Origin of the sequence: Enterococcus sp. 3G1_DIV0629, from assembly GCF_002141285.1 — a bacterium.
Lineage (GTDB): Bacteria > Bacillota > Bacilli > Lactobacillales > Enterococcaceae > Enterococcus_B > Enterococcus_B lactis.
The window spans coordinates 381096-393714 of record NZ_NGLI01000002.1; the positions used below are offsets into that span (position 1 = coordinate 381096).

Annotated in this window: 12 protein-coding genes; 4 read left to right on the forward strand and 8 right to left on the reverse strand. The window is 40.0% G+C overall.

Annotation, left to right across the window (positions count from 1 at the left end; all coding sequences use genetic code 11):
- Positions 1-24 precede the first annotated feature (24 nt).
- On the reverse strand, positions 25-438 hold the full coding sequence (rpsL, locus tag A5816_RS10650; protein ID WP_002294318.1) for a 30S ribosomal protein S12: 414 nt from the start codon (positions 436-438) through the stop codon (positions 25-27).
- 318 nt (positions 439-756) lie between these two features.
- On the opposite strand from rpsL, the gene rpiA reads away from it, so the two are divergent.
- The 4 genes from rpiA to A5816_RS10670 all read left to right on the forward strand — a co-directional run bounded on the left by rpiA (position 757) and on the right by A5816_RS10670 (position 4428).
- Complete coding sequence (gene rpiA, locus A5816_RS10655) at positions 757-1440, forward strand: ribose-5-phosphate isomerase RpiA (protein WP_002309842.1); 684 nt, start codon at positions 757-759, stop codon at positions 1438-1440.
- 132 nt (positions 1441-1572) lie between these two features.
- Complete coding sequence (locus A5816_RS10660) at positions 1573-2154, forward strand: recombinase family protein (RefSeq protein WP_002290435.1); 582 nt, start codon at positions 1573-1575, stop codon at positions 2152-2154.
- Positions 2155-2324: 170 nt separating this feature from the next.
- The gene (gene gpmA, locus A5816_RS10665) at positions 2325-3011 is read left to right on the forward strand and encodes a 2,3-diphosphoglycerate-dependent phosphoglycerate mutase (RefSeq protein WP_002294321.1); all 687 of its coding nucleotides are present in this window, start codon (positions 2325-2327) and stop codon (positions 3009-3011) included.
- A gap of 550 nt (positions 3012-3561) precedes the next feature.
- A complete protein-coding gene (locus A5816_RS10670; RefSeq protein WP_086311305.1) occupies positions 3562-4428 on the forward strand; it encodes a carbohydrate binding domain-containing protein in 867 nt (288 codons plus the stop codon).
- 383 nt (positions 4429-4811) lie between these two features.
- On the opposite strand, the gene deoD is transcribed toward A5816_RS10670, so the two are convergent.
- From deoD to A5816_RS10710, 7 genes are all read right to left on the reverse strand, one after another.
- Complete coding sequence (gene deoD / locus A5816_RS10680) at positions 4812-5519, reverse strand: purine-nucleoside phosphorylase (protein ID WP_002291121.1); 708 nt, start codon at positions 5517-5519, stop codon at positions 4812-4814.
- A 16-nt stretch (positions 5520-5535) separates the two neighbouring features.
- A complete protein-coding gene (locus tag A5816_RS10685) occupies positions 5536-6354 on the reverse strand; it encodes a purine-nucleoside phosphorylase (RefSeq protein ID WP_002373143.1) in 819 nt (272 codons plus the stop codon).
- Positions 6355-6378: 24 nt separating this feature from the next.
- A complete protein-coding gene (gene deoB / locus A5816_RS10690; protein WP_025478380.1) occupies positions 6379-7545 on the reverse strand; it encodes a phosphopentomutase in 1167 nt (388 codons plus the stop codon).
- Positions 7546-7643: 98 nt separating this feature from the next.
- Complete coding sequence (locus A5816_RS10695; protein WP_002309847.1) at positions 7644-8600, reverse strand: ABC transporter permease; 957 nt, start codon at positions 8598-8600, stop codon at positions 7644-7646.
- Entirely contained in the window at positions 8600-9733 is a 1134-nt protein-coding gene (locus A5816_RS10700; protein ID WP_002291115.1) for an ABC transporter permease, read from the reverse strand. Before A5816_RS10700 ends, A5816_RS10695 begins: the two co-directional genes overlap by 1 nt.
- The gene (locus A5816_RS10705; protein ID WP_086311307.1) at positions 9726-11288 is read right to left on the reverse strand and encodes an ABC transporter ATP-binding protein; all 1563 of its coding nucleotides are present in this window, start codon (positions 11286-11288) and stop codon (positions 9726-9728) included. The genes A5816_RS10700 and A5816_RS10705 overlap by 8 nt, the downstream gene beginning before the upstream one ends.
- Positions 11289-11499: 211 nt before the next feature.
- Positions 11500-12582, reverse strand: coding sequence for a BMP family protein (locus A5816_RS10710; protein WP_010731713.1), 1083 nt, complete (start codon positions 12580-12582; stop codon positions 11500-11502).
- Positions 12583-12619: the final 37 nt, after the last annotated feature.

The window sequence follows — 12619 nt, forward strand, 5'->3', positions numbered from 1 at the left end:
GTTTCATTTGTTTAATAATTAAAATTAAGCTTTAGGTTTTTTAGTTCCGTATTTAGAACGGCTTTGTTTACGGTCGTTAACACCAGCAGTATCTAAAGCACCGCGAACGATATGGTAACGTACCCCTGGTAAGTCTTTTACACGACCACCGCGTAATAATACAACACTGTGTTCTTGTAAGTTATGACCAATCCCTGGGATATAAGCAGTAACTTCAATTAAGTTTGACAAACGAACACGTGCATATTTACGTAAAGCTGAGTTCGGTTTTTTAGGTGTCATTGTACCCACACGAGTTGCTACCCCACGTTTTTGAGGTGAGTTTACGTTAGTTTGAGTTTTCTTAAAGCTGTTATATCCTTTGTTCAAAGCAGGTGAATTAGATTTTTCCACCTTTGATTTACGAGGTTTACGTACTAATTGGTTAATTGTAGGCATTCCTTGTTTCCTCCTTCCCACGATTTGCGTCTAGTTCCACACATCCAGGTGGTTCTTTTTTTGCGATAAAAAATAAATGCAATGTCTGCATCCTTATCAAATATGCTTTGATAAACAGTCAGCACGTTTCTTCACAGAAACCTGTAGATAAAGCACCTTTGTTAGAATATCACGAATGAAAAAACATGTCAACAAGAGATGTAAATTTTTTTGAAAAAGCTTTATTGCAATAAAAAAGAATGGTATCTTTTTGCCGTAAATCACGCTAAAATAGTGAGGAAAGCACGAAGCTCAAATTAAAAAAAGGTGGATGCAAAGATGAATTTAAAACAATTAGCTGGCATTGAAGCCGCGAAATTCGTAAAGGACGGGATGATCGTTGGTCTCGGGACCGGTTCAACCGCCTATTATATGGTAGAAGAGATTGGTCGCCGCATGCGTGAAGAAGGATTACGTATCACAGGAGTCACTACTTCAAATGCAACAAAAGAACAAGCGGAAAAATTAGGAATACCGCTAAAGAGTATCGACGAGGTTCCAGTAGTCGATCTAACGATAGACGGTGCTGATGAAATCAGTGCTGATTTTCAAGGGATAAAAGGCGGCGGTGCTGCTTTGCTTTTCGAGAAAATAGTCGCTACGTACTCAAAAGAAACGATTTGGATCGTTGATTCTTCTAAATTAGTCCATAAACTTGGGAAGTTCCCACTCCCAGTTGAAGTCATCCCTTATGGCTCCCAACAGCTACTTCATATTTTTGACGAAAAAGGATTCCAGCCTGTTTTGCGTACTGACGAAAACGGCGAAGTCCTAACCACAGATGGTGGTCATTATATCATTGATCTGCATCTAGAAGTTATTGAACAACCAGAAAGCTTAGCTACCTATTTAGATGAACTTGTTGGGGTAGTCGAACATGGACTTTTCCTAAATATGGTTTCAAAAGTTGTTGTTGGCTCAGAAAAAGGTGTTGAGATTCTTGATGCCATCCGCCATAAATAAAGAAAAACTGCTTGATCATCCAATAAAAAAAGACAGCGGAAAATTTGCGAAAAAACTATCTTTTTGACGTACTTTATGCTACATTTTTACTGTTATATCCAGTTAGAAAATCACTGCTAGAAAGGAATCACCATGAAAATTATTGGTTATGCACGCACAACCATAAATGATGTTGATTTAACAACTCAGGTTGAACAATTATCTGACTTTGGTTGTCAAGAAATTTTCCATGAGACATATGAAGTGGAACAAAACGATGCTACTGCTGTTCATTTGGAGTCAGTGATTGCTGACATGCAGCAAGGCGATGCACTAGTCGTCTGCCAACTTCATCGATTGGGCAAATCTACACGGCAATTAACAGAACTTACGCAATTATTCAAAGACCGCGGGCTGCACTTGATTAGCATTGATGAAGGAATCGATACGCGCGAAATGGGAAAAATCTATTTCCAATTGATGGAAAACCTGGCAAACATGGAGTGCGCATTGATCAAAGAACGTACATTAGTTGGATTAGATGAAGCTCGTAAAAAAGGAAAAATCGGCGGAAGACCAAAAATCGATGCAAAAACGATCAAAAAAATCCGACGTCTCTATTATGAAAAAAAAGAAACAATCCAATTTATTTCTTCAAAATGCGGTGTTTCAGTTGGAACATGTTATAAATATATCAATTTGCCTGAAAAAGAAATCGAGCAATTATGCATCTAATGCCTAAAAACGAACAGTGCTTTCGCAGCTGTTCGTTTTTTTATCTTCTCTACTCGTTTTCTCATAGAATCTTATCCAATTTTTCGATGGAAATCTCTTCCAAAAAATTGTACAATAAAACAGAACTGAAATTTTCAGAAATATAAACCTATCTTAAAGGAGAGCTAAACATGCCAAAATTAGTTTTTTCTCGTCACGGTCTTAGTGAATGGAATGCATTGAACCAATTTACTGGTTGGGCTGATGTAAACCTAGCACCAGAAGGAATCGAAGAAGCAAAAGAAGGCGGACGCAAAATCAAAGAAGCTGGAATCGAATTTGATGTTGCCTATACTTCTGTTTTGACTCGTGCAATCAAAACATGTAACTTGATCTTAGAATATTCAGATCAACTTTGGGTACCACAAATCAAATCATGGCGCTTGAACGAACGTCACTATGGTAAATTACAAGGTTTGAACAAAAAAGAAACAGCTGAAAAATACGGCGACGAACAAGTACACATCTGGCGTCGTTCTTACGATACTCTTCCTCCATTAATGGAAGAAACTGACGAAGGTTCTGCAGCAAACGACCGTCGTTACGCAATGTTAGACAAACGCGATATTCCTGGTGGCGAAAACTTGAAAGTGACATTAGAACGTGCTTTGCCATTCTGGCAAGATGAAATTGCTCCAGCATTACTAGACAACAAAACTGTTTTAGTAGCTGCACACGGTAACTCATTACGCGCTCTAGCTAAACATATCGAAGGTATCTCTGACGAAGACATCATGGATCTTGAAATCCCAACAGGTCAACCACTTGTTTATGAATTAAATGATGACTTAACAGTGGCTAAAAAATACTACCTATAATAGATACTCTATTGTAAATAAGACAGCCCTCTCACCTCCTATTATTGTAAGAGATGAAGGGGCTGTTTTTTTAGATATTGGAAGACGGTAGTCTTGGCTATCTAATGCGAATGACATCAATTTACATAATCACTATATGATTATAATAGTAAGTACTGTTTGAATAAACAAAAAATGAAGAGAGAAGGCGTAGCATTGAGAGAAAAAAGAATGTCTGACAATCATTCAGATGTGGAGCGAACATTTTTTGTAGAAACTTATTTAAATTTCATTCTTTTATCCTGTTTCTAAGAGGAAGTTTTCATTTGTATGAGCTATCACCACAACTCTCCATCTTTTCTTATGTTGCTAATAAATGAAGTTTAGATAGAAGTCAACCTCATAAAACTATTTATTTTATCATTTTTTTCTAATAATAAATGTTATATAGAAAAAAGTGTTTACACGACCGCTATTTTCTCGGTTATGATTAATTTGTGAGATACAGACTACACGGCTGCATCTTACAAACAAAATCAAAAAATAAAAATATAGAGTGAGGAGATACAAGATGATCAAAAGTAATTTAAAAACAGTGATGGCAGCAGGTATGGTATTTTTAAGTTTAGGAGGATCCGTTTCAACATTCGCAACAAGTCTATCAACAACTGACTTCGTTAGTACAAGTAAACAGGCCATTGAGCAACAATTGTATATCCATAATGGTGACTTTAATGACGGGTTTGATCATTGGATCACTAGTGGCCAAGAGCCAAATAATCCCACACTTCAAACCGTTAATGGAAATAACTTTGCTTTAGCAAAAAATGGTGAAAATGTTCATCAATACGTGACATTAAAACCAAGTACCACGTATACATTTAGTTATGATGTTGCAGCAAGCGAATCAGCACCAGGACGTGTTGAATTAGGGATCATGAATCATGATATCGGTTTTGATGTATTAGAGAGCAGTGAATATAATAATGAGAACTGGGAACGTGGCAAACTTACTTTTACGACTCCAGACGATGAAAATACATACCTTATACGATTTGCTTCTACATGGAATGGTTGGGCGAAATATGACAATATCCAAGTGGAAACAGGCGTAACAGAAACAAACATGTTGTCTGTAGGGCGAGAAGGCTCTCAAGCATTTGCTTATTTAACATTGACACCTGAACTTTTTCACAATAATCAAGACAGATGGGTCGTTTACATTGATGGAAGATATCGTTTTGAAACATTTGACGGCACAGCATACTATAGCATTCCAAGAATAGTTGATGGTAATATTCAAATACGTCACGGAATTCCTGGAAAAGCAGGACAGCGAGTAGAAGTATATCGCCTACCAGGACGTCCTGGATCAAGCTCCTCACTTGAGCACGCTGTATTATTCGAAACACTTATTATTGATGCAGACTTGAATTAAGTTGAATTTTTCATTCTTCAAGCATCATCACATGAGCAATTGAATGATTAAGGTATTCATCTAGACGAAGCCACCAACAGGAGATGACTCATTTGTCACATCCTGTTGGTGGCCTAGTTCGGAACAGAAAGAGCGTAACTCGCTTCTTTCTGTTCTTTTTTATTTGATTAAGATTGTGCCATGCATCTGCAATTTAAAAGGAATGTCGATTCACATTTTAGACATTCAAATGGTTGACTTTAGGAGGACTCTCGAAGTAACTGAAGCAACGGTTGTCATTGATTCCAGGTTACGTGAGACAGTTTCTGCAAAAAAATGTGACTGCCAAATTTCTATTAATAGAAGTTTAGGCAGTCACACTTTCTTGCTATTTAGCTATTACTTTACCCTTGAATCGCCGTTTCCAATCCTACTTCGATCATTTCATTGAACGTCGATTGACGTTCTGCAGCTGTTGTTTCTTCCCCAGTAATCAAATGGTCGCTAACGGTCATCAAACTTAATGTCTGCACATGGTATTTCGCGCCTAAGTAATAAAGAGCCGCTGCTTCCATTTCCACTCCTAAGACGCCAAGTTCAGCTAATTGGAATGTCTCTGTCAAATCATCTTTGTAGAAAGAATCTTCCGAAAGGACATTTCCTACATGAACCGTATAGCCTTTTTCTTTAGCTATCTCATATGCTTTCAGTAATAGATTGAAATCACTGATCGGTGGAAAATGAAAGGCTTGGAAATTTTTTTCGATCATCGAAGAGCTAGTCGCTGCGCCTTGCGCTAGTACCAAATCACGAACATGGACATCTTTTGACAATGCCCCGCATGTACCTACTCGGATCAATTTCTTTACGCCATATGACTGGATCAATTCATGGGCATAGATAGTGGCTGATGGCATCCCCATCCCTGTTCCTTGAACAGAAATACGTTCTCCTTTATATTTGCCGGTAAAGCCTAACATGCCGCGGACCTGATTGTAACAAACTGGTTCTTCTAAAAAAGTCTCCGCAATATATTTAGCTCGCAAAGGGTCTCCCGGAAGTAAAATCTTATCGGCGATCTCGCCTTCTTTCGCTTCGATATGCACACTCATTTTATTGTTCCTCCTATTACAATAGTGTCAATGTTTCTTTAACCAATGCTTTAAAAGATTGTTTGACTCTCTGAGTTGTTTCTACAACTTCTTCATGGCTCAGATTCGCTTGCATGCCTGCTGCTAAGTTGGTAATACAAGAGATTCCTAACACTTTTAATCCGCTGTGAGCTGCTACGATGACTTCTGGAACAGTCGACATCCCTACTGCATCGGCTCCTATTGTCCGAGACATCCGAATCTCAGCAGGCGTTTCATAAGTTGGTCCAGAGTAGCCCATATATACGCCTTCTTTAAGATCCAAACCTAGTTTTTCTGCTGCTGCTTTTGCTGTTGTTTGATAGTCAGGCGTATAAGCTTGACTCATATCTGGGAATCTAGGACCCATTTCATCTTCATTCGGGCCGATCAAAGGATTTTCACCAGTAAAATTGATGTGATCGGTAATCAGCATCAAATCTCCTGGTACGAAGGATTCATTGACACCGCCACATGCGTTGGTCACAATGACTGAATGGGCACCTAGTCCGGCCATCACACGTACTGGATAGGTCACTGTTTGCATGGAATGACCTTCATAGTAGTGGAATCTTCCTTGCATGGCTAACACTTTCTTGCCTGCTAGAGATCCGTAAACTAGCTGTCCTGCATGTCCAACTACTGTCGAAACAGGAAAGAACGGGATCTCATCATAAGAAATCATTACAGCATCTTCGATTTCATCTGCTAATTCACCTAATCCTGAACCTAGGATCAAACCAAAATCAATTTCTTTTACTCCTTTATCAAGGATAAACTGGGTCGTTTCTTGTAACATCTCGCTTAACTTGGTCATTTGCTTTCTCCTATTTTAAAAAGATTATTTTAATAATTTTAAGAAGCTTTCGCCATTTTCAGTCGAAGAAACACTAAAGTTCTCAGCAATCGTTGCAGAGATATCGGAATAATATCCTTGAGGCAACGCCCCTTGTTCTTTCATTTTTTTACTGTAAACCAATAACGGTACATATTCTCGCGTATGATCGGTACCAGTAAATGTCGGATCGTTTCCGTGATCGGCTGTAATCATTAGCAAGTCGTCTTCTTCCATAGCTTCAAGCAGTTCTGGGATCCGCAAGTCAAATTCTTCAATCGCATGCGCATAACCGACTACATCCCGGCGATGACCGTATAATGCATCAAAATCTACTAAATTGGTAAAGCTGATACCTGTAAACTCTTTTTTCATAACGTTCAGCAACTGGTCGACGCCATCCATATTACTTTTCGTGCGGACAGATTCAGTGATTCCTTGTCCATTGAAAATATCGTTGATCTTTCCTACAGCAATCACATCTTTTCCTGCTTCTTTCAAAGAATCGAGGACGGTGTGTCCGAATGGATCCAACGCATAATCATGACGATTGCTTGTTCGTGTGAAGTCTCCTGGTTCTCCCACATATGGACGTGCAATGATTCGACCGATCATGTACGGGTCATCTTTTGTTATATCACGAACGAATTGGCAAATCCGGTATAGTTCTTCTAAAGGAATGATTTCTTCATGTGCCGCGATCTGAAGGACAGGATCGGCAGAAGTATATACGATTAAATCGCCTGTTTTCATTTGGTGTTCACCGTAATCGTCAATCACAGCCGTTCCGCTATATGGTTTGTTGCATACGACTTTACGGCCAGAAAACTCTTCGATTTGTTTGATCAGATCATCAGGGAATCCGTTCGGAAACACACGAAACGGTGTCTTGATATTCAATCCCATGATTTCCCAATGGCCTGTCATCGTATCTTTCCCTACAGAAACTTCTTCTAATTTCGTCGCATAGCCTTGATGATCTTTCACTGATTCCACACCTTCAAGAGGACGAATCGTTCCCAAACCAAGCTGCTCTAAATGCGGAATGTTCAATCCTGCTTCTTTTGCAATGTGTCCTAATGTATCAGAACCAACGTCACCGAACTTCTCGGCATCTGGTGCTTCTCCAATTCCTACTGAATCCATGACGATCAGATGTACGCGTTTAAACATGATTATTCCTTCTTTCTTTTTATTTTTATTACCTTTAAAACAAAAAGGGCGAGACGAAAAACACTTCCCGTAACCCACCCTTTTTATTCGCTAAAAGATTATTTTGATTTGATATAGTTCTTCCCGTTTGCTTTTGGTCCAGAAGCTTTCCCTAAGAAAACAACCAACACAATGATTGTCAGCAAATATGGAGCAATTTGCAGCAATACTGGTGGAATCGAAGAAATAACTGGTAATTGTGCACCGATGATACTCAAGCTTTGTGCAAAACCAAAGAACAGTGAGGCACCCATTGCGCCTAAAGGATTCCATTTACCAAAGATCATAGCAGCCATAGAGATGAACCCTTGTCCGACGATCGTACCAGCTGAAAAGTTACCGGAAATCGACTGAGCAAAAACAGCACCGCCCATACCGCCTAACAAGCCTGAAATCAGCACGCCTGAATAACGCATAGCATATACATTGATACCTAATGTATCGGCAGCTTGAGGGTTTTCACCGACTGAACGGAGGCGTAAGCCGAATTTCGTCTTGAAGATGATCACCCAAGCAATGACAGCAATCAAAATTGCACAATAAGCAGGCAAGAATGTATTTTTGAAGAAAATTGGTCCAATGACCGGAATATCTGCTAAACCTGGGAAAGAGAAATATCCCAGATTCTGCGTGATGTTATCTGTTTGACCTTTCCCATACCATGCTTTGATCAAGAAAACACCTAAAGCTGGTGCCATCAGATTGATCACTGTACCGCTGATGATATGGTCAGCACGCAAGCTGACTGTTGCTACTGCGTGGATCAAAGAAAATAGGATACCTACGACGCCACCCACTAAAATAGCGATCCATGGCGTCATGGAACCAAGTGAGGGGCTCATCGTCAAGTTGAAAACGATGGAACTAAAAGCACCCATGACCATGATTCCTTCTAACCCTACGTTTACGATCCCGCTGCGTTCAGAAAACGTTCCGCCTAGTGATGTTAGAATTAACGGTGTTGAATAAACCAGTGTTGAAGTAAGAATCAAGGCAATTAATTCGATAGTCGACATTATAGTTCGCCTCCTTCATGGTTTTGATTCGTTGGCTTCGCTTCGATTGTCGCAACGATTTCTTCTTGTTTTTTTCCTTGGAAGAACTTAGCCATGACGAAACGAATCAAGAAATTGATCCCAACAAAGAAGATAATCAGAGCGATCGATACATTGACGATCTCAAACGGAACACCAGCTCCTGTCTGCATGCCAAGTCCGCCGATCTTCAAAATACTGAACAAAATCGCTGACAAAAGAATACCGATTGCTGATCCAGATCCAAGTAAGGAGACAGCCATTCCGTCAAATCCAATAGATAATGAAGTTGTTTGAACGAAGAAGTTTTGATACGTTCCTAATCCTTCAACCACACCGCCAAGACCTGCCAAAGCGCCAGAAATGACCATCGACAAAACGATCGTACGTTTACTACTCATCCCTGCATACTCAGAAGCAAAAGGATTCAAACCAACGGAACGGATCTCAAATCCTAAAGTCGTTTTCTTCATCAATAGCCAAACGAAAATAAGCGCGATGATTGCTAAAAACAAACCTGAGTTTACGCGAGAACCGCCAAAAGCTTGTGTTAACCATGGTAACCGCAACGATGCATTTTGACTGATCATATTGGAAGAGTCCAAACTTGATCGGTAGCTTTCAGGCATCACTTCATGTAAAGCAAATGTGCTTACGTATAATAAGATATAGTTCATCATGATCGTTACAATCACTTCACTTGTTCCAAAAAATGCTCGTAGTAACCCAGGAACAGCCGCTGCCATCGCACCTGCTAAGGCACCTAGGATCACACACAATGGAAGCAAAACGACTTTTGGAAGATCTGGAAAAGCAAGTGCCACCCAGACACTGACAATCCATCCGCAAAGCGCTTGTCCAGAAAGCCCGATATTGAAAAACCCAGCTGAGTTAGCTACAGAAAACCCTAATGCTGTAAAAATCAACGGCGTTGCTTGCCTTAATGTTTCACCGATTCCTCTTTGCGAACCAAGTGCTGCATCTAACATAGAAGAATAACCTTGGATGGGCTGAAAACCAAAAGCAGCCATCAATATCGCGCCTAAGATCAATCCTAAAACAACTGAAAGTACAGGCACTAATAAATTACGGAATTTCTCGCTGCGATCATTCATGTGCGCCAGCCCCCTTTTCTAACTCTTTTCGTGCTTCTTCTAAGGTATAGCCCGCCATCAATAGACCTAATTCATTTTCAGATGTTTCTTTCGGATCAACGATCCCGACGATTTCTCCTTCATGGATAACAGCAATACGATCCGAAACATTTAAAATTTCTTCTAATTCGAAACTAATCAATAACACTGCTTTGTATTTGTCCCTTTGTTCGATCAGACGTTTATGAATAAATTCGATCGCACCTACATCCAGTCCACGAGTTGGATTTGCAACGATCAACAGATCAGGATCTCGGTCGACTTCCCGAGCGATGATTGCTTTTTGCTGATTTCCGCCTGATAAAGCTTTTGCAGGGACAAGTTCATTCGTTGTTCGAACATCATATTCTTCGATCAATTCTCTGGCATGTTCATTTATCACTGAATAGTTCAGCATACCGTTTTTACTGTAAGGTTTTTGATGATACGTTTGCAGTGCAATGTTTTCAGACAATGTCATATCTAGGACCAACCCGTATTTATGACGGTCTTCTGGCACATGTCCTACACCATGTTCAGTGATCTTTCGAGGTTTTTTATTGGTGATGTTTTCCCCTTTTAGCTTGATATGTCCGCTTTCTGCCTTTCGCAAACCAGTCAAAGCTTGGATCAACTCCGACTGCCCGTTTCCATCGATTCCAGCGATACCAAGTACTTCGCCAGCACGAACCTCTAAGTTCAGGTTTTTCACGGCTTCTAATCCACGATTTTCTTTCACCACTAGATTTTCAATAGACAAAACGACTTCTTGAGGCTTCGCTTCTTTTTTCATCGTTTTGAATGAAACCGTTCTTCCGACCATCATATCAGCTAATTGCTGTGAGGTAACGTCTTTAACGTTGACTGTACCGATTCCTTTTCCACGGCGGATAACTGTACAACGGTCAGCTACTGCTTTGATTTCATCTAACTTATGCGTAATCAAAATGATTGACTTGCCTTCTTTGACTAATTCCTTCATGATCACGATTAATTCATCAATTTCCTGAGGGGTCAATACAGCTGTCGGCTCATCAAAAATCAGTACATCTGCTCCTCGGTAAAGTGTTTTTAAAATTTCTACCCGTTGTTCCATCCCAACTGAAATATCACGAACATAAGCATCCGGGTTGACTGATAATCCATATTGTTCAGAAACTTTTTGGATCTCTTTTCGCGCTTTTTTATGGTCAAGCATCCCTGCACGACTAGGTTCGCTTCCCAACACGATGTTTTCTGTTACAGTAAAGGCATCCACAAGCATAAAGTGCTGATGGACCATCCCAATCCCTAATTGATTGGCTTTTGTCGGGCTTGTGATCTGTACTTCTTTTCCACGCATCAAAATTTTCCCTGATGTCGGCTCTAATAATCCGGAAAGCACGTTCATCAATGTAGATTTGCCAGCACCGTTTTCTCCAAGCAACGCATGAATCTCTCCTGCCTTTACTTGTAAATTGATGTTGTCATTTGCCTTGAATGTTCCAAATTCTTTGGTAATATTCTGCATTTCTATGACAATATTTTCTTGAACCACCTTTTTTTCACATCCTAACGATTTCTATCTAGGGCAACGATTGACTAAGATTCACGCTTAGTGAGCGTTCTTCTTTTGAAACAAACATTACTTCAGGGAGTTGTTCCCTTATCCAAACTGTCTCAAGGCAGCTTGGATAAATGAACAATTCTTGTTCTAATCAAACCATAGCCTTGTCAAACATGTGTCTAACAAGGCTATAGAAATGGTTTTAGTTTTCTTCAGGAGTTTCTGGAACTTTTACGTCACCTGAAATGATTTTTTCTTTTGCTTCATCCACTGCTTTTTTCGCTTCGTCAGAAAGTTGTCCTTCTGTTAGACCAACACCGTCTTCTTTCAATCCATAAACAGTGTGTTCACCACCAGGGAATTTACCGTCAGCTGATTTTTGTGCCAAATCTTCTACTACTGTTCCAACTGCTTTCAGTGTAGATGTCAATGTGAAGTTTTTCTTTTCGCCGTTCAATGTGTATTCGCCTTCGTCTGATTGGTCGCGGTCAACACCGATAACCCAAACTTTTTTGTCGCCTGATTCGTTCAATGATTTTGCTTCTTGGAATACACCGTTACCTGTACCACCTGAAGCATGGAAGATGATATCTGCATTTTGTGCATACATACCTTGAGCAATTGAACGTCCTTTATCTGGAGCAGAGAAGTCACCAGCATATTGGTTCAATACTTTGATTTCTTTTCCTAGTTCTTTCGCACCTGCATCAACGCCGGCTTTGAATCCAGCATCAAAACGATCGATTACTTCACCTTTTACGCCGCCGATAAAGCCGACTACGTTCGTTTCAGTCGTGTAAGCTGCTGCAATCCCTGCAAGATAAGAAGCTTCGTTGTCTTTGAATGTTGCAGATACAACGTTATCTAATCCGTCAATCACATCATCGATGATAACGAAGTTCGTACCTGTATTGTTTGTTGCTTGTTCTTGGATCGCTGGTTTTAGTTTATAACCAATACCAAAAATCGTTTTGAATCCAGCATTCAATGCTTGGTCGATATTTGGGATATAATCTGATTCGTTTGAAGATTGGAAGTATTGGAAGCCATCATTGCCTCGTGAAAGTCCTTGATCTTTCCCCCATTTTTGTAATCCTTCCCAAGCTGACTGGTTGAATGAACGGTCGTCTACACCACCTGTATCTGTGATTAATGCTGCAGTTGTAGCGTCTGATGAGCTTTTGCCACCGGATGAATCAGTAGAGCCGTTGTTGCCGCATGCACCTAAAAATAACCCTGCTGCTAGTGCGACAGCACCTAAACCAAATAATTTTGCTTTTTTCATTTCTGTAAAGCCTCCTAAAATAATTGTTTTATTTTTC